Annotated in this window: 15 protein-coding genes, 1 tRNA gene and 3 pseudogenes; 11 read left to right on the top strand and 8 right to left on the bottom strand. The window is 54.3% G+C overall.

All coding sequences use genetic code 11. The features are described 5' to 3' along the window. Positions 1-49: 49 nt before the first annotated feature. Positions 50-880 carry a M48 family metallopeptidase gene (locus tag RHH81_RS02030; RefSeq protein WP_302678712.1) on the top strand — a complete coding sequence of 277 codons (831 nt, stop codon included), beginning with the start codon at positions 50-52 and terminating at the stop codon, positions 878-880. Positions 881-882: 2 nt separating this feature from the next. Next, a complete protein-coding gene (locus tag RHH81_RS02025; RefSeq protein ID WP_302677173.1) occupies positions 883-1,008 on the top strand; it encodes a hypothetical protein in 126 nt (41 codons plus the stop codon). Positions 1,009-1,091: 83 nt separating this feature from the next. Here RHH81_RS02025 and RHH81_RS02020 read toward each other — a convergent pair whose 3' ends face one another. From RHH81_RS02020 to RHH81_RS02010, 3 genes are all read right to left on the bottom strand, one after another. After that, positions 1,092-1,694, bottom strand: coding sequence for an HAS-barrel domain-containing protein (locus RHH81_RS02020; protein ID WP_206200851.1), 603 nt, complete (start codon positions 1,692-1,694; stop codon positions 1,092-1,094). A gap of 3 nt (positions 1,695-1,697) precedes the next feature. Continuing rightward, positions 1,698-1,922 (bottom strand): NAD(P)H dehydrogenase subunit NdhS, encoded by a 225-nt coding sequence (locus RHH81_RS02015; protein ID WP_225901621.1) that lies wholly within the window; start codon positions 1,920-1,922, stop codon positions 1,698-1,700. 119 nt (positions 1,923-2,041) lie between these two features. Continuing rightward, positions 2,042-2,133: transfer RNA gene (locus RHH81_RS02010), tRNA-Ser, on the bottom strand. 225 nt (positions 2,134-2,358) lie between these two features. Here RHH81_RS02010 and RHH81_RS02005 point away from each other — a divergent pair. The 5 genes and pseudogenes from RHH81_RS02005 (at position 2,359) to RHH81_RS01985 (ending at position 7,558) form a co-directional block, all read left to right on the top strand. Beyond that, positions 2,359-4,116, top strand: coding sequence for a TolC family protein (locus tag RHH81_RS02005; RefSeq protein WP_310743296.1), 1,758 nt, complete (start codon positions 2,359-2,361; stop codon positions 4,114-4,116). Positions 4,117-4,119: 3 nt separating this feature from the next. After that, a pseudogene (locus RHH81_RS02000) lies at positions 4,120-4,695 on the top strand (GDP-mannose 4,6-dehydratase); the annotation flags it as partial. Positions 4,696-5,727: 1,032 nt separating this feature from the next. Further along, positions 5,728-6,237, top strand: a pseudogene (locus tag RHH81_RS13060) (GDP-mannose 4,6-dehydratase); the annotation flags it as partial. A gap of 2 nt (positions 6,238-6,239) precedes the next feature. Then, positions 6,240-7,181, top strand: a complete 942-nt coding sequence (locus tag RHH81_RS01990; protein WP_149820529.1) for a GDP-L-fucose synthase — start codon at positions 6,240-6,242, stop codon at positions 7,179-7,181. Continuing rightward, positions 7,178-7,558, top strand: a complete 381-nt coding sequence (locus RHH81_RS01985) for a GxxExxY protein (protein WP_310743295.1) — start codon at positions 7,178-7,180, stop codon at positions 7,556-7,558. Before RHH81_RS01990 ends, RHH81_RS01985 begins: the two co-directional genes overlap by 4 nt. Positions 7,559-7,581: 23 nt before the next feature. Here the strand turns inward: RHH81_RS01985 and RHH81_RS01980 are convergent. After that, positions 7,582-7,974: pseudogene (locus tag RHH81_RS01980) on the bottom strand (transposase); the annotation flags it as partial. A gap of 231 nt (positions 7,975-8,205) precedes the next feature. Here RHH81_RS01980 and RHH81_RS01975 point away from each other — a divergent pair. Next, positions 8,206-8,337 carry a hypothetical protein gene (locus tag RHH81_RS01975; RefSeq protein WP_255521481.1) on the top strand — a complete coding sequence of 44 codons (132 nt, stop codon included), beginning with the start codon at positions 8,206-8,208 and terminating at the stop codon, positions 8,335-8,337. Positions 8,338-8,639: 302 nt separating this feature from the next. Here the strand turns inward: RHH81_RS01975 and RHH81_RS01970 are convergent, their stop codons facing one another. After that, complete coding sequence (locus tag RHH81_RS01970) at positions 8,640-9,341, bottom strand: YggS family pyridoxal phosphate-dependent enzyme (protein ID WP_206200846.1); 702 nt, start codon at positions 9,339-9,341, stop codon at positions 8,640-8,642. Between the two features lie 117 nt (positions 9,342-9,458). Here RHH81_RS01970 and RHH81_RS01965 point away from each other — a divergent pair, with 117 nt between their 5' ends. Then, complete coding sequence (locus RHH81_RS01965) at positions 9,459-10,949, top strand: hypothetical protein (protein ID WP_225901620.1); 1,491 nt, start codon at positions 9,459-9,461, stop codon at positions 10,947-10,949. A gap of 2 nt (positions 10,950-10,951) precedes the next feature. Here RHH81_RS01965 and RHH81_RS01960 read toward each other — a convergent pair whose 3' ends face one another. After that, positions 10,952-12,130, bottom strand: coding sequence for a DNA double-strand break repair nuclease NurA (locus RHH81_RS01960; protein ID WP_206200844.1), 1,179 nt, complete (start codon positions 12,128-12,130; stop codon positions 10,952-10,954). A 117-nt stretch (positions 12,131-12,247) separates the two neighbouring features. Between RHH81_RS01960 and dxr the strand changes: the two genes are divergently transcribed. Both dxr and RHH81_RS01950 read left to right on the top strand, forming a co-directional pair. After that, positions 12,248-13,435 carry a 1-deoxy-D-xylulose-5-phosphate reductoisomerase gene (dxr, locus tag RHH81_RS01955; RefSeq protein ID WP_206201574.1) on the top strand — a complete coding sequence of 396 codons (1,188 nt, stop codon included), beginning with the start codon at positions 12,248-12,250 and terminating at the stop codon, positions 13,433-13,435. Positions 13,436-13,477: 42 nt separating this feature from the next. Beyond that, positions 13,478-14,686, top strand: coding sequence for a 4-hydroxy-3-methylbut-2-enyl diphosphate reductase (locus tag RHH81_RS01950; RefSeq protein ID WP_206200843.1), 1,209 nt, complete (start codon positions 13,478-13,480; stop codon positions 14,684-14,686). Here the strand turns inward: RHH81_RS01950 and rlmB are convergent. Together rlmB and RHH81_RS01940 are read right to left on the bottom strand one after the other, a co-directional pair. Continuing rightward, positions 14,683-15,564, bottom strand: coding sequence for a 23S rRNA (guanosine(2251)-2'-O)-methyltransferase RlmB (gene rlmB, locus RHH81_RS01945; protein WP_310743293.1), 882 nt, complete (start codon positions 15,562-15,564; stop codon positions 14,683-14,685). The genes RHH81_RS01950 and rlmB overlap by 4 nt on opposite strands. 28 nt (positions 15,565-15,592) lie before the next feature. After that, positions 15,593-16,903, bottom strand: a complete 1,311-nt coding sequence (locus RHH81_RS01940) for an META domain-containing protein (protein WP_206200841.1) — start codon at positions 16,901-16,903, stop codon at positions 15,593-15,595. Positions 16,904-16,977: the final 74 nt, after the last annotated feature.

The raw sequence follows: 16,977 nt of genomic DNA, 5'->3' as shown, positions 1-16,977 counted from the left end.
CATACCTTAAAATTGGCAGTAGAGGGGTCAAAGTAAAAATCACGATTTCATGCCTGTTCCAGCGTATTCCAGCCTGAGGGCTGATCAGTTTCGTCATCCCCGCGATCGCGAGGCCACCCAAGCCCTCCAACAACTGCCGGGGTTAGATCTTCTCGTGCGATCGCTCCTAGGTTCGGTGGCGGAGCAGGCCTTTTATCTTGAAAATATTGGCAGCAGTCTGCGCCTAAGTGAACAGCAACTTCCAGACATTTACGGGCTTCATATCGAGGCTTGCCGTATTTTAGGCCTAGAGCCACCCCAACTGTATCTGAAACAGCATCCTGTCCCCAATGCCTATACCTTTGCCATGCGGGGCAAGCAGCCCTTTGTGGTACTGCACTCCTCCCTTGTGGAATTGCTGACACCCAAGGAATTGCAGGCGGTACTGGCGCACGAGTTGGGACATCTCAAGTGCGAGCATGGCGTGTATCTGACGATCGCCAACCTGCTGCTGTTTGCCACCAGTCAACTCTCCCCTTGGGGCTTGCTCTTGGCGCAAGGACTGCAAACCCAATTGATGCATTGGTTGCGCTGTGCTGAACTCACCTGCGATCGCGCGGCCTTGTTGGTGACCCAAGACCCGCGGGTTGTGGCCTCGGTGCTGATGAAACTCTGTGGTGGCTCGCCCCAGTGGAGCGATCGCCTGAATCTCGATGCCTTCATTGCCCAAGCACGTGACTATGAGGCCGCTGATCGGGGTTGGTACAACCTTTTCAAGGAATTGCAGGCCAGTCAACTGACTCACCCACTACCGGTGCTGCGGGCACGGGAAATTCTAGATTGGGCGGAAACGCAGCAGTACGATCGCCTCGTCAAGCAATTACATCCCGCTCGTCAATAACGATGGCCAAACCGATTCCCTATCAACCCCTTCTGCTGCGCCTTGCCCATGGGGCGATCGCGATTTTGGCACTCCTCGCTTTTCATTCCAGAGGAGCGGCGGATCGGGAACTGGTGGCGTGGCGGTAGGCTCAAGCCTTCCAATCAAGTGTTGTTGGGTCTAGAAATTGTTATTTTGCTGGGGATGGTGATTGCTTTTGTTTTGCCCGCTATCATAACTGCTCGATAATGCCCCGCAGGCGATCGTAGTCATCCTTGAGGAGTCGGTTCAGGTATTGGGCTGCCTGCACCAGCCACTGGCGATCGCGCTGGCGGAGTTGATACAAGGAACGCAGCGTTGCCGCCACCAAGGCATCCCCAGGACCATACCGCAGGGTCAACAGTGTTCGCAAAAAGGTCAATGTACCACTGAAGGCAATCACTTCCTCAACAGGACAGCCATAGACCTGCTGGTGCATTTGGGGTGGGCGGGGGGGCAAATGGTGATAAAAGCGTTCCTGTTCCTGAAAGCCAGTGATGGCGATCGTGATCTCAGTTTTCAACATGGCAAAAATATGGGGCTGCTCTTGCCGTAGTTGCTCTAGGGATAGCCCCAAGGCGGTGGCACGGTGAATGGTGTCAATGGGAGCCGTTACTACATAAGCAACAACGCCATAAATGACGCGATCGCCTTCAGGAATCCGCACCCAACTACCCAAGGCGGGCACCACGGGAAAGTCGAGGCTAGCGGGTTCGTGGCACTGGGCAATGCAGTGATCCGTTGCTGTCTGGATAATTTCCGCAAAGGGCTGGGGGGGAGGCGATCGCCGCGCCATCGTTTACTTTTTCGCTTTCGCTTTTCCTTTGGGCGTGGTCACCACTGGCTCTAGCTCACTGAGCTGAAACGTAACCAATTTATCCCAGTTCCCGCCTTCAAAGAGCACTGCCACTTTGCCATCTGTAACCCGCTGTACAATCCCCTGAAATTGGTAGTAGGTATCGTTGGGATTGGTGACCTTCACGGTCATACCGGGGAGAATTGTCATTGCTAAGTCGCTGGCCATTGTCTCATCCCAAAGAGGTCATGTGCCTTTATTATCCCCTGACCTTGGCCGCTTCCAACTGGAGTTAGACTTGCAACAAGATTCAGTCTCCGCAATGGGTTGGATGATCTTTTCTTCAACGGAGAGGGAGGGATTCGAACCCTCGGATAGGAGTTACCTGCCTATCAACAGATTAGCAATCTGCCGCTTTCGACCACTCAGCCACCTCTCCTTTTTGAGGGTTCCTTATTGTAGATCAGTTTTCTCCCCCTTTTCAATCCTCGTGGTCTGCGGCTGTTGCTCTAGGGGGCGATCGCAATCGAGAATCCATGCTAGAGTTTTGCAGAATGGGTGTGTTGTGGGAGTGAAGCACATGGCTGGATGCTGGCAAGCTTTAGCGGTGCTTAGGCGAATTCCTCTAGGGGCTGAGTTGAGTAGGTTGTGCGTCTAAGTCCTCATGATGAATGCTCTTGCCTTGAATCCCAAGACAATGCTGATGGCCGGACTCCTCGCGATCGCCCCCGTGACGCTGTCTAGCTCGGTTCAAGCTACACCCACCACGACTCCAGTGGCACAGGCATCTTCCCAAACGCCAGCCTCGGATGTCCTTACGCCCCTCAACCCCAATCCCAATAAACTGGCGCTTCCTGAAACGTTCAACATTGATCTCAAGCAACCCCTCACCCTCGAGCAAGCGATTGAGGTGGCGATTCGCAATAACATTGGCCTACAGATTAGTGAGCTACAACTACAACGGGCACGGGCACAACTGCGACAGGTGCAAGCACAGCTTTATCCCACCCTTGCGTTTCAAGCCAGCATTGGCCAAAATACCTCCCCCGGTGGCCAGCCTGCCTACCTGCCCCTCAACTTTCAGCAGCAGCTCTCCTTGCAACAGCAGCAACAGCAACAGGCGCAGCAACAGCTTCTCACGCAGCAACTGGCCGCCAGCAGTATTTTGAATACTCAGGTGCAACGACTACAACAGCGATTTCAAGGCCCCCAACTCACGGCGTTTTCGGATCAGCAAAACCTTGAGCTGCAACAGCAACTGCAACAACTGCAAAATAGTGCCAGTCAGGCGGCTACCCCCTCCAACTTCACTCCCATTACCCTTGCACCAGTAAATCAACTCAACTTTACGAACTTTTTCACCAATCTTTTTGGGGCGACGAGTGGGGCAACATCGAATGCAGTCCTAGTGATGAACTATACGTTGTTTGCGGGGGGCGGGCGATCGGCGGCCATTGCAGCAGCTCGCAACCAAGTGCGCTTCAGTGAACTGGAGGTACAGCGTCAACGCCAGCAACTGATCCTTGAGGTAACCAATGACTATTACTTGGCACAACAGGCAAAGGTACAGGTGCAAATTGCTGAAGCGGCGGTAACCAACGCCCAAGTGACTCTGCGGGATGCTAAAGCCTTTGAGCAAGCCGGGATTGGCACTCTATTGGATGTGTTAACTGCCGAGGTGAACCTTGCCAATGCCCAACAAAACTTGAGCCAAGCGCGCCATTTGGAAATCACCACTCGGCGACAGTTGGCGCAGCGATTGAATGTGAATCAGACGGCGGATGTGGCGATCGCTGACCGCGTTGAACCCGCTGAAGAATGGTCACTTTCCCTTGAGGATAGTATTCTCCTTGCTTATCAGAACCGTGTTGAGCTAGAGCAGCGGCTGCTACAGCGCACGATTGCCCTGAACAATCGTCAGGTAGTATTGGCGGCTACCCGTCCCCAACTGAGTCTCTTTGCCAGTGGCAATCTGCTGGACAAGGTCACGGATGATCTGGCACCTCGTTTTGGCTATGGCGTAGGACTGCAAATGCAATTAGCCCTCTTTGATGGCGGCAATGCCCGCGCCAGTGCGGCTCGCCAAGAAGCCCTTGCAGCAACCGCTGAGGAACAATATGCCAATCAGAAAAACATCATCCGCCTAGAGGTGGAAACAGCCTACACCAATCTCAGAGCCAATGAGAAAAACATTGCTACAGCACGGACAGCGGTTACCCAAGCCACTGAAGGGCTGCGCCTCGCTCGGCTGCGTTTTCAAGCGGGGGTAGGAACGCAACAAGAAGTCACCAATGCCGAAACGAATTTGACCCAAGCCCAAGGGAACCTTCTTGCTGCCATTTTGAACTATAATCGCTCCCTAGCCGCATTAAAGCGGGCTGTGGGCTATCCAGAACAAACACGTTTAGGCGCAAGGCAATAAAGGATGGGCGATCGCAAGCGGGCATTAATTACCGGCATCACGGGTCAAGATGGGTCTTATCTGAGTGAGCTACTCCTTGAGAAGGGCTATGAAGTCCACGGCATTATTCGCCGCACCTCCACATTTAACACCGATCGCATTGACCACATTTACGTTGACCCCCACCAAGAGGGGGCGGCCCTGCGCCTGCACTATGGCGATCTCACCGATGGCGGTACCCTACGGCGGATTTTAGAACTGAGCCAGCCCGATGAAATTTACAATTTGGGAGCGCAATCCCATGTGCGGGTGAGCTTTGATGCGCCGCAATACACCGTCGAAACGGTGGCCATGGGGACGCTGCGACTCCTAGAGGCGATTCGCGAATACCAAGAGCGCACGGGCAAACAGGTGAAGTTTTACCAAGCGGGTTCCTCGGAGATGTTTGGCCTTGTGCAGGAAGTGCCGCAGCGGGAAACGACCCCCTTTTATCCCCGCAGTCCCTATGCCTGTGCCAAGGTCTATGCCCACTGGCAAACGGTGAATTATCGCGAGGCCTATAATCTTTTTGCCTGTAATGGGATTCTCTTTAACCACGAGTGTGTGACTGGCACCACACCAGTGATTCTGCGGCGGCGGGGACTGATGGATATTCTGCCCATTGCCGATGTTGTTCCCCATCGCACGGATCCGAAGCATGGTAAGCGCTACACAACCGACTTGGCACCCGAGGATCGCTTTGAGGTCTGGGATGCCCAAGGCTGGACCAGTGTGACCTGCATGACGGCCACTTGGAATGGCGGCGATAAAACCGTTCATCGGATCATGGCACGGGCGGCTCTCTACGAAACAACTGCTGATCATCAAGTTTTTGTCCTCGATAGGGAAACGCCCTGTGCGAAGGAGACACAGCAGGTTCAGGTGGGCGATCGCCTTGCCCTCATTGATCTGCCCCCCCCTACAGAGCAAGTGGATGTCAGCCCCAGCGAAGCTTGGCTCCTCGGGATTCTAGTTGCAGAGGGGCATCTTACCCCTGACGGTAAAGTGAAAGTCGCTAGCCAAAACCCAGAATTATTGGCGCGGGTCAGTGCCACATGGCGAAAAGTTGCCGCAGGATATACCAGTGAGTACACTGCTGCGAGCAGCTTCCCAAACGCTCAGCCTGTGACCCAACTGCATCTCAATGGCAATTGCGACTATGGCCGCTACCTCTACCCCCAAATCTATACCCGTGAGGGTCACAAGCGGATTCCCCAACGCATTCTCAACGCTGATCATGCGGCTCGCTTGGCGTTTCTTGAGGGCTTTAACGCTGGGGATGGTTTGCGCACTACCCCTTGTACCTATGAATTTCAGGGCTTTTGCACGGCTTCACCCGTATTGGCGGCAGGCCTCTATTGGTTGGTGAGCACCACCTTGGAGCAGCGTATTACCCTTGGCCTCGAAGAACGGGGCGATCGCACCTACTACAAGCTGAATTTGAACAGTCCCCAGACCACCCAATCGGGACAGCATCTCTGTAAACCCAAGGACGAAGTCATTAAAGCCCACGCGATCGCCCATGAAGGATGGGTATTCGATTTGGCAACCACCTCTGGCACCTTTCATGCCGGTATTGGCCAAGGCTGGATCCATAACTCCCCGCGGCGCGGTGAAACATTCGTGACCCGCAAAATTACCCGTGCCGTTGCCCGCATTGTGGCTGGCCAGCAAAACAAGCTGTATTTGGGGAACCTAGAAGCGAAGCGAGATTGGGGCTACGCCAAGGACTATGTGCGTGCCATGTGGCTGATGCTGCAACAGGAGCAACCCGATGACTATGTGGTGGCCACAGGCGAAACCCACTCCGTGCGGGAATTTTTAGAACTCGCCTTTGGTCATGTCGGTCTCAACTGGCAGGACTATGTGGAATTTGACCCCCGTTATTTGCGTCCCACAGAGGTGGATTTACTCTTGGGGGATCCAACCAAAGCCAAAACCGTTTTGGGCTGGCAGCCCTCGGTTACCTTTCCGGAACTGGTGGCGTTGATGGTGGAAGCGGATCTCCATGCGGTGGGGATTCAAGGAACAACCCCCAAAACCACCTCCGACACCGTGCTGGATCTCATTGCCCAGCGGCAGTTTATCAGTAAGGCAGACTAGTGATGGATCTCAGTAAAAAAAGGATTCTTGTCACCGGTGGGGCGGGATTTTTGGGACGCCAAGTGGTGGCGCAGTTGCAAAACGCCGGGGCAGTGCCTGAGCAAATCACAGTGGTGCGATCGCGCGACTACGACCTACGCCAACTCTCTGCTTGCCAAGCCGTCGTTCAAAACCAAGATATTATCATTCACCTTGCTGCCCATGTGGGGGGAATTGGCCTCAATCAAGTCAAGCCCGCTGAACTTTTTTATGACAACCTGATGATGGGGGCACAACTCATTGATTGTGCCTATCGCGCGGGAGTCGAGAAATTCGTCTGTGTGGGGACGATTTGCGCCTATCCCAAATTTACCCCTGTTCCCTTCAAAGAAAGCGATCTTTGGAACGGCTACCCCGAAGAAACCAATGCCCCCTACGGCATTGCTAAAAAAGCCCTTCTCGTGCAATTGCAAGCCTATCGGCAGCAGTATGGCTTTAATGGTATCTATCTCTTGCCCGTGAATCTTTATGGGCCGGGGGATAACTTTGACCCCCTGAGTTCCCATGTGATTCCTGCTTTAATTCGCAAAGTTTACATTGCTCAGCAACAGGGGGAGAGGGTGATTCCCGTGTGGGGGGATGGCAGCCCTAGCCGCGAATTTCTCTATGTTGAAGATGCTGCCCGTGGGATTGTCATGGCCACCCAAGCCTACGATCATCCTGATCCGATTAACCTCGGTACGGGTGAAGAAATCACCATTAAGAATTTAGTTGAACTCATCTGCGACCTGATGGACTTTCAAGGCCAGATTGAATGGCAAACCGATAAGCCCAATGGTCAACCCCGCCGCTGCCTAGATACCACTAAGGCAAAAGAGGCCTTTGGGTTTCGTGCCCAAATTCCCCTCAAAGAAGGCTTAGAACGTACAATTGCTTGGTACCGTCAGCACGCTACGTCCCTATGAGACACTGGATCCAGCTTATTCAGGAGATTGCCCAAGACATCTTCCAAGAATTAGGCAGTGGTTTCAGCGAAGCCATCTATCAAAAAGCTTTTGAGGTTGCCCTGCGGGAACGGCAAATTGAGTACGAAGAACAACGCAAGGTACCGATTTTCTTTCACGGTTATTTTGTGGGGGAGGCCATTCCCGATCTCATTGTGCGTGACGATGGCCAAGCGGTTGTAGTCGTTGAACTCAAGGCTGTTCAGAACATTGGCGATAAGGAAGTCAAGCAAGTCAAGAAGTATATGGAAACCCTCAAAATTCCTGTAGGGGTTGTCGTCAACTTTTCCACTTCTACAGCAGGGGATCGGCCGCAAATTATTGAAGTGAACCTATAGCTATTCCAATAAAGCATGAGATATCATCCAGCACAATACTTGCGCATCACCTCATCAATCGAACTGTTTGACCCTGCATACCTCCGCGCTCGCTTCAACACACTGAGGTCGTGCTCAATCACATTCAAATCAGGAGAGTATTTCGGTAAAAATAACACCTCGTGACCCGCCGCTTTCACCACTGCCTGAATCGCCCCTTTCGGATGAATCGGTGCATTATCCATCATCAACAGGGAACGTTTCTCTAACGCTGGCAAACAGTACTGACTCAGCCAGCTCACAAACCCTACCGCATTCAAATATCCTGAAAACAGCATCGGCGCGATGAAGTCTTTCTGGTGTCTATACCGTCCTGCGACTCAACTCTCTCTTTTCTGACGCTTCCCCGCTCGCTCTCCATCAATTCGTTGGCCTCGCGCTGCGATCCTGTTGCAACTAGACGAAAAATTGACTCTGCCCGACGAGTAGCTGTTCTGGTTCAAAAAGCCACCTACGAATGGCCTGCCAAATATGGCAAAGCTCTCTTAGAGGAATTTAACCGCCTCAAAAATGAATTTCTCAAGCGACGGGAAGAGAGACTATTACCTTACTTTCCTAACGAACCCAACCCAAATGCTATCCCAACAAATTTCCTCTGGGCGCGAACGATGACGTGTCCCTACTGTGGGGGGGTGATTCCGCTTTCGCCCAACTGGAAGCTGGCACCCGAGGAAGCACTGGCGATCGCCCGCGGGCATGAATTCCGACATGGCCGCCACCTCGCCTACGGCTACGGTTGATCTCGATCCCGTCCCTGATTTGGACTTGAGCCTACCGCCCCAGTCTGAACCCGCCTATACCTTGGCCGACTTGCGATCGCTGCTTGAGCAACCCCACCTACTGCCGCCGGGCGTCACCGTCAAAATTGGCCTTGGTAGCAAAGATGTGGCCTACCTTGCCCCCGGCCTACCCCAAGCGGTGCGGGTCACCACTGATCCTGAGTACTACGATCAGCACTGCGATAGCGTTGAACTTTGGTCGCCGGGCAGTCCCCTCTTTCCGCCACCGGCGATGATTCCCGAACCAACCCCTTCCAAGGACATTACTCGTGGTGAATTTCTAGCGTTGCTTGGCGATCGCCAAAAATCGCCGTGCCAATGCGCACCATGGTTGCCCCGGCCTGTACCGCAAGGGGATAGTCCTGCGTCATACCCATGGAATACTCCTGCCACTGCAGCTGCTGCCACGGTTTTGTACGCAGTTCCTCGCCCCAAGCCCGCAATTCCTGAAAGACTTGCAATTGTTCTGCGGGAGGCAACCCCAAGGGCAGAATCGTCATTAGGCCACAGCAGCGCAGATGGGAGAGGGCATCGAGTTGGGGCAGGGCTGCTTCCAGTTCGGATCTTTCCCAGCCGTGTTTTTGGGGATCGGGGCGCAGCTTCACCTGCAATAGACAGTGGGGACTGGGAGTGTCGGTTTCCCTAAGAATGGCATTGATGCGCTCGGCTAATTTCCAGCGGTCAACGGTGTGGATCCAGTCAAAGAGTTGCAGCGCCTGCCGCACTTTATTGGTTTGCAGGTGGCCAATGAGATGCCAAGTAATATCCGTGAGGTCAGCCAATTCAGCGCGTTTGCTGGCTGCTTCCTGGACGCGACTTTCGCCAAAATCCCGAATGCCAGCTTCGTAGGCAGCCCGAATCGCGGCCGCTGGCATAAACTTACTCACGGCAATCAGGCGGACATGGGGGGGAAGTGTTGATTTGAGGTGGGTGGCGCGATCGCGAATTTCAGCAGCGGATAACACAGGCAATTTGCGGGCAAGGATGCTTTTTGATCCTAAAACCCTGTTGCAAAAAGTGAAACCATGGCAGGATTTTCAGTCTCCTTGACTAGGCTAGAGGGTAGGATTCAGAACGCTACTATGGCTGTGCCCCTCAAACTCTCCCTTGGCCTCATTGGTTTACTCGCTCTCGGTACCCTTTTAGCGGGGAAGTTGCTCTCCCCAGGAGAAAACTTTATGTCCGCTGCCCAAGGTCAACCCAATTGGGGAATTGAATCAAACCCCTCGCCACTCTCTAAACCTGAACCGCCACCGCGCGTTTCTGTGGCTGATTATGATCGCTATCGCCAAGTCATTGAGCGCACCCGCAGTATGATCCACAACTCAGAAGCGCGGCGGCTTGCCGAGCAATATGGTTTGAACATTCTTGACATCACATGGGAGGACACCGCTCGCTACCACAACTCTGCCGTCGGCCCTAATATCAGTGACATGACGATTCAAATTCAGCAGTACAACCCACGCACCAAGGGTTATGAACTGAGTCTGATGCCCGTGATTCGCTTTCCCAATTTTAGCGATCGCACAGCGGATATTCCCCTTGAGCGCTTCTTTATCCTTGTGGGCAATGAAAAGGGCAAGCCACTCCAACGGGTCAACCTCAAGGAATTTCTTGGTAACTTCCGCAAGTATCTCCACAACCCGCGATCGTGGGCAGGAAATCGTCGCTCCCTTTTGGCCGATCGCGATAGCCATGTCCTCGTCAGTGCCCAAGCCTGTTTCCTACCCATTCCCTCCCAAGGGGAAGCCACCTTTAACCCTGTGCTGTTTAACTACCAAAGCTATGAAAAGAACCCAGCCGTCTTAGCCATTTTGGTCACGCGCCAAGGTACCAGTGCCACCGTTATTGACAACAAGCGGGATGCCTTTGAAGCCGGCAGGACGTGGGGACAGCGATTATTTTTCAATAAGAATGGCGAACGGGCGAGCCTAGTGGGACAACGCGCCAGTGATTTTGGAGTGAGAAGCGGCGGTGGCGAGATCACCTCTGCCCAAGCGGAGGCAGCAGGAATGAATATGGTGATGCTGATCCAAGTGCCCCTGAAGCAAGCCCCTCGGCCCCGATCGGTTATGCCCCCTTTCTCGATGCCCGCCCCCGCCCTCATGGAGGCAGCACCTAGCGCTGGTCGCTCCAATGTCGAGGCGGCAGTCATTAGTTATGGCAAGGTGGAAGGCCCCTTCACTGAAATTGATAACCTGCCGATCGAGCGGGATCCCCGCTTCCCCATCCGCGTCACGGTGCAATTTTATAAAGCCACCGATAATGGCGTTGTTGCTGCCGAAGATATGCGCCACATCCATGATCAAATTGCCAAGGTCTATAGCAATGCCGATTATGTCGGCAGCCTCGTGATTGATGGTGACACTGGGCGCCCCACGGAATACACAGGCAGCAAGCAGGAACCCCCCGGCTGGTGGGACGACTTCTGGCAACGGCACCAACAAAATACTGGTCAAACCCGTGAGGAAGCCCTAGAAATGTTGCGGCGATTGCGGGGCAAAGACTGGATGCCGAGGTCGCAAGGGGAATTGGAACAGGCACTGAAGGCGCTGCAAAATTCGTCCCAATAGAGCTAACGCCGCTGCTGCTTACTCACCCATTTGCGACTAAAGCGCAGTTCCATGCCGACGCCCTCTGCCCAGACTTGCAATTGCTTGAGGAAGGCTTGGCGATCGCTCCCTTGGAGAACGGCCAATTGATCGGCAGCTTCAAGGGCATAGGGATAGCCTTGACCGGTAATCAGCTCCCCGCAGAGCCAGCGAATCACCTGATCCAGTAAGCCCGCTTCGTAGAGCCAGAGAGGGAGTTCGAGGCGCACGGGATAGCCTTGATGGGCCTTGAGGTAGCAAAAGCCAATGCCCTTGGCCCAAGCACCGTAATTTTCAAGGATGCCGCCGCGATCGCAGATAAACACAGGGGAGCGATCGCCCCATTGGGTCAACACCGTGCTCAACAGTTGGGCATCCGAGAGGTGGGGACTCGGCGCCAGCTGCTCCAGATGTCCTAAAAGGGTCACCAAATCCCGTGCCTGAGAGCTATCAATATAGGCCACCAAGGGAATCTGGTGTTGCCGGCTCGCGGCAAGGGTTTGGCACAGTGCCGCCACATATCGCCTCTGCCACTCGGGGGCATAGGACTCGGCAAACGTGGCCACAAAGGAGCCATCAAACAATAGCAATGCGGGTGCGGTTACCTCGGCCATGCGCTCCCGAAGGGTTTTTAGTTCCAGTTCAAAGCGGCGCAGGTGGATATAGCGTTCGTGGAAGCGATAAATTTGCGGCTGTCGCAACTGTTCTTCCGCTTGGCGCAGTTCCGCTGGTGTAATTAGTTCAAGGACAATTTCCTTGGCGTAGGGGCGATCGCGCCGATGGGGATTGAGAAACCACCCCGCCTGTACCACACCCACGGGCAAAAATAGCTCTTCACTGGGCACAATCTGGGAACCATCCACCGCCACAGTGGTGACATCCATGAGTTGAGTCATTGCCCACTCCCGCGCCGCCTGACGATGGGGCCACTGTACCCCCAAGGGAATGCGCCACCCCTGATGCCATGGTTCAATAGGACGTGCCCCCCAATCTGGGATCTGCGGATCAATGGCAGCGGTGATGTCGGCAATGGTTTGCTGCTGCCATGTCTTGAGAGCCTGTTGATAGGCCTGTCGCACCTGAGCTAGGGCGGTGTCATAGCTGAGAAATTCGGCCTTTTTATGATTTAGTTGCTGCACCAGTTGGAAAAGGGGTAACACCATGACTGGGAAAGACTAGAGAAACGCCTCTTGCTATTCTCAACGGAATAGGTATGGGTTTGCCTTGTGTCCCCTCCTGCGGTAGATATTAAGGTGTCCACTGACCCTCCCCCAAAAACTGTGAAGGCACTCACCCTCCTTGGCTCCACTGGCTCCATTGGTACCCAAACCCTTGACATTGTTGCCCAATATCCCGATCGCTTTCGTATTGTTGGCCTTGCTGCCGGGCGCAACTTGGAGCGACTGATTCCGCAAATTCGCCAATTTCAGCCGGAGATTGTCAGTATTGCCGATCCCAAGCAACTGCCAGAGTTAGAGGCGGCACTGGCCGATCTGCCCCAAAAACCACAACTGGTGGCGGGGGAATGCGGTATTGCGACGGTAGCGGCCTATGGGGATGCCGATGTTGTGGTCACCGGCATTGTTGGTTGTGCCGGTCTGGTGCCGACGATCGCCGCCATTAAAGCGGGTAAAGATATTGCCTTGGCCAATAAGGAAACGCTGATTGCCGGTGCGCCCGTGGTTTTGCCGCTGCTTCAGGAGTACGGTGTCAAGCTCTTGCCCGCTGATTCTGAGCACTCGGCGATTTTTCAGTGTTTGCAGGGGGTACCCGAGGGAGGACTGCGGAAAATTATTCTCACTGCTTCCGGAGGCGCTTTTCGTGATTGGCCGGTGGAGAAACTCTCGCAAGTGACGGTGGCCGATGCCCTCAAACACCCCAACTGGTCAATGGGACCCAAAATTACTGTGGACTCGGCAACCCTGATGAATAAAGGCCTAGAGGTGATTGAAGCCCACTACCTCTTTGGCATGGACTACGACAATATCGAGATTGTGATCCATCCCCAAAGCATTATCCACTCGCTGATTGAGTTGCAGGATACCTCCGTGCTGGCGCAGTTGGGCTGGCCAGATATGCGGTTGCCGCTGTTGTATGCCCTCTCGTGGCCAGAGCGAATTCCCACGAATTGGTCGGCACTGGATCTGGTGAAGGCGGGGGATTTAACCTTTCGATCGCCGGATCACCAAAAGTATCCCTGTATGGGGCTGGCCTATGCGGCGGGTCGCGCTGGGGGAGCCATGCCGGCAGTCCTGAATGCTGCCAATGAACAGGCGGTGGCGCTCTTTATTGCCGAGGCGATTTCGTTCCTTGAGATTCCCCGCCTGATTGAGATGACCTGCGATCGCTACTCTGCCCAAAACATTAACAACCCTACCCTAGAGGACATTTTGGCCGCCGATCGCTGGGCGCGAGAAACGGTACAGGAGTTGGCACAACGGGGAGTTAGCCCCATGATTGCGCTATAGAGTGTGTCAAAATACCATACAGATTGCTTCAGAGGAAAACCAATGGATACCCGCGCATTCAAGCGATCGCTACACAGTTCCGAAAACTACCACCGCAAAGGCTTTGGTCACGGTGAGGAAGTAAACCAGCAGCTGCAAGGGGAGTATCAAAGTTCGCTGATTCAACAAATCCGCGCCAATGGCTATCGCTGGCAACAGGGGGATGTAACGATTCGCTTGGCGGAGGCCTTTGGCTTTTGTTGGGGGGTAGAACGTGCCGTTGCCTTGGCCTATGAAACCCGCACCCACTTTCCCACCGAGCGCATCTGGATCACGAATGAAATTATCCACAATCCCTCGGTGAATGAGCGCCTGCGGCAAATGGCCGTGGAATTTATTCCGGTGGTCAATGGGGCAAAGGACTTTAGTGAGGTGCGCCAAGGGGATGTGGTGATTTTGCCCGCTTTTGGTGCCAGTGTCCAAGAAATGCAACTGCTGAATGAGCGGGGCTGCACGATTGTCGATACCACTTGCCCGTGGGTGTCGAAGGTGTGGCACAGTGTTGAAAAGCACAAAAAGGTCAATTTCACCTCGATCATTCACGGTAAGTACAACCACGAAGAAACGATCGCCACCAGTTCCTTTGCGGGCACCTATTTGATTGTGCTCAACCTCGAAGAAGCCCGCTATGTCTGCGATTACATCCTCAAAGGGGGCGATCGCGAGGCCTTCATGGCCAAGTTTGCCAAGGCCTGTTCTGCGGGCTTTGACCCCGATCGCGATCTGGTGCGGGTCGGCATTGCCAATCAAACAACGATGCTCAAGGGGGAAACCGAACAAATTGGCAAACTCTTTGAACGCACGATGATCCAAAAGTATGGTCCCGATCGCCTCAATGAGCACTTCATGAGCTTCAATACCATCTGCGATGCCACCCAAGAACGCCAAGATGCGATGCTGAACTTGGTCAAGGAACCCTTAGATCTGATGGTGGTAATCGGTGGCTACAACTCCTCGAATACCACCCACCTTCAAGAAATTGCCATTGAACATGGGATTCCTTCCTACCACATTGATTCTGCCGATCGCATTGGGCCGGGGAATCGCATTGAACACAAACCGCTGCATCACGCTCTCACCGTTACCGAGAACTGGCTGCCCGATCGCCCAATCACCATTGGCATTACGTCCGGTGCCTCCACTCCCGACAAGGTGGTCGAGGCGGTTCTCAATAAAATTTTTGCCCTGCGGTCTGTGGTAGCGGTTTCCTAGGCCTCTGATGCTTGGGTCAAATCCCAAGCGGGCGATCGCTGACAACTGATCTCGTAGAGGGCAATACCGACTGCCACTGATGCATTGAGGCTATTGGTGCGCCCCGCTAGGGGAATAGCGACAATCTCATCGCAGTGTTTTTGGGTTTGTAGGCTAATCCCTTCCCCTTCACTGCCAACGACAACGACCGTGGGGCGATCGAAGGTAATTTTCGGTAGGGGCACCGCGCCACGTTCCGAGAGGCCATAGATCCAATAGCCCGCCGCCTTCAGGGTTTCAAGGGCTTGATTGAGGTTAATCACCCGTGCCACCGGTAAATACTCCAGCGCCCCTGCAGCGGCTTTGGCCACTGTTGCAGTAATGCCCACGGCTCGCCGTTGAGGAATAATCATTCCTTGCATGCCCAGTGCTTCTGCGGTGCGGATCATGGCACCGAGATTTTGCGGATCCATAATGCCATCTGCCGCTAGAAGAACGGGTTGATTCACGGTTGCGGCCTTGGCCAAGAGATCCTCAAGAGACCAGTAGTGATAGGCAGCCACCTGAAGGGCAATCCCCTGATGGCGCCCCCCTTGGCACAGTTGATCGAGGCGTTCGGGGGTTACAGTATCAATGATCGCTCCTTGCTGTTTAGCTTCATTCAAGCGTTGATGAAAGCGTGGATCATAGCGCAGCGAGGGAATCACCCAAATACGGTTGCAGGGACGGCCACTTTCAAGGGCTGAGAGCACGGCATGGCGACCATAGAGGAGTTCGGGGACATCCTCGGCAGTTGGGGGTGCTTTCCGAATTGGTTGAGCTGGGGTGCGTCGCTGGGGGCGAGGAGGGCGGGTCGCGGTCGGTCGGTTTTTTTTGCGGGGACGAGGTTTCTCGGTCATGAAGAGTCACTAAGATTGCAGATCTTCCCTAGGGTGTTCGCTGAAACATCGCAAGGGGGCGATCGCCATCATAGAACGTCAATGTATTTCCCTCAATGCGGTAGCGGTTCGTTTGCTCAAGGGTCTGTAAAAACGACATCTCCATCCTTTGTGCCCGTTGGCCAATACAGGCGCGCCGCGTTGTCGCCACTGCCGAAAACCGCAATTGCTGGCCATTGACGCTGTAACCACCGTTAAAGTTATTGCAGCCACTAAAGCCCGTTGCTCGCTGGGCATTGCTATCAAACTCAATAAACGCCGTATTCATGGGATTGCGCGGTGGCATCGGCATATTGGCTAGGCGCTGCAGTTGCCAGCGGCCACTGAGGGGACTTTCCGTCGCACCCGCTTCAAAGGTTAATAGCAGGCGATTGCCCTCAAAGAGTTGCAGCGTATTTCCTTGAACGCGGTAGCGATTGGTGCGACTTAGCCCCTGTAGCATCTGGGTTTCCACACTCTGAAGGGGTTCTTGGCCGCAGAGGCGTTGGGTGGTGGCTAAGGGGGCAAAAAGCAGCCGCGGGCCGTTGGCGGTGTAGCCACCATTAAAGCTATTACAGCCCGTAAAACCATTGGCACGGCGGTTAGCACTATCAAACTCAATAAAGGCGGTATCCACTGGTACGGCTTGATTGCCAATGCGTCTGAGACGCCAGCGTTGACCGCTGAGGCTCAGTTCTGGGGGTTGGGAGGGAGGGTTATTTGCTGTTGCTTGTGTGGAAACCGCCACAGGCACCAAGCGCGGCAGGGGTAGGAGTCCCCCTTCGAGGCGATAGGTGACAGTACTGATGCGACTGGGGCAACAGAGGGGATCATTGGGCGTGTAGCGGGCAAAGTCTGCGGTGAAGGTGCCATCGTTTTGGAACTTGACCTCGCCTAGGAATGAGCCATCAGCGCGGGAATCCATGAGATTCGGCGATAGCGTTCCCAAGTAACGTCCTCCGGAAAAAACAAAGGCCTGATACCCCATCGGGCGACACATGCCATCAAAGCGACTATTGCCAAGAATAATTTCCACATTCTGATGGCGAATGGGGGTGCCCACGAGATACCAGCCTCGCTGTTGGATCAGGCGATCGGCCATGGATTGGGGAGAACGTAGGGTGCTGCGACAGCGGTTCAACTCACTGGGATCAGGATTGCCCCGTGGGGGAATCTCTAGGATAGGAAGGTTGGGATTCCAGTTGCGCGGCGGTTGATCGAGCCAAGACTGGGGGGCGGCGAAACTCATGGGGGCGATCGCCAGCGTTGTGGTGACTGTGTAGAGCGTTGCCAAGCCAACCGCAGTGGGAAACTTAATCATGGTGATGAAAGACCAAGCTCTATGGGGGTATCTCTAGGGACGTACAGAGAGTATAGGGGTTCCCTATCGATTCC

The organism is Thermosynechococcus sp. PKX95, from assembly GCF_031583295.1.
Classification (GTDB): Bacteria; Cyanobacteriota; Cyanobacteriia; order Thermosynechococcales; family Thermosynechococcaceae; genus Thermosynechococcus.
The sequence above is the reverse complement of the archived record's forward strand: the minus strand, read 5'-3'. Positions and strand labels throughout refer to the sequence as shown.

Bases quoted from the DNA above. Each gene is read 5' to 3' on its own strand.
- rlmB (WP_310743293.1), bottom strand. From the start codon at position 15,564: ATGACCGAGAAACCTCGTCCCCGCAAAAAAAACCGACCGACCGCGACC.
- RHH81_RS02005 (WP_310743296.1), top strand. From the start codon at position 2,359: ATGATGAATGCTCTTGCCTTGAATCCCAAGACAATGCTGATGGCCGGA.
- RHH81_RS01975 (WP_255521481.1), top strand. From the start codon at position 8,206: ATGACGTGTCCCTACTGTGGGGGGGTGATTCCGCTTTCGCCCAACTGG.
- RHH81_RS02015 (WP_225901621.1), bottom strand. From the start codon at position 1,922: ATGGCCAGCGACTTAGCAATGACAATTCTCCCCGGTATGACCGTGAAG.
- RHH81_RS01950 (WP_206200843.1), top strand. From the start codon at position 13,478: ATGGATACCCGCGCATTCAAGCGATCGCTACACAGTTCCGAAAACTAC.
- RHH81_RS02030 (WP_302678712.1), top strand. From the start codon at position 50: ATGCCTGTTCCAGCGTATTCCAGCCTGAGGGCTGATCAGTTTCGTCAT.
- RHH81_RS02025 (WP_302677173.1), top strand. From the start codon at position 883: ATGGCCAAACCGATTCCCTATCAACCCCTTCTGCTGCGCCTTGCCCAT.
- RHH81_RS01960 (WP_206200844.1), bottom strand. From the start codon at position 12,130: ATGGTGTTACCCCTTTTCCAACTGGTGCAGCAACTAAATCATAAAAAG.
- RHH81_RS01985 (WP_310743295.1), top strand. From the start codon at position 7,178: ATGAGACACTGGATCCAGCTTATTCAGGAGATTGCCCAAGACATCTTC.
- RHH81_RS01965 (WP_225901620.1), top strand. From the start codon at position 9,459: ATGGCTGTGCCCCTCAAACTCTCCCTTGGCCTCATTGGTTTACTCGCT.
- RHH81_RS01940 (WP_206200841.1), bottom strand. From the start codon at position 16,903: ATGATTAAGTTTCCCACTGCGGTTGGCTTGGCAACGCTCTACACAGTC.
- RHH81_RS01990 (WP_149820529.1), top strand. From the start codon at position 6,240: ATGGATCTCAGTAAAAAAAGGATTCTTGTCACCGGTGGGGCGGGATTT.
- RHH81_RS02020 (WP_206200851.1), bottom strand. From the start codon at position 1,694: ATGGCGCGGCGATCGCCTCCCCCCCAGCCCTTTGCGGAAATTATCCAG.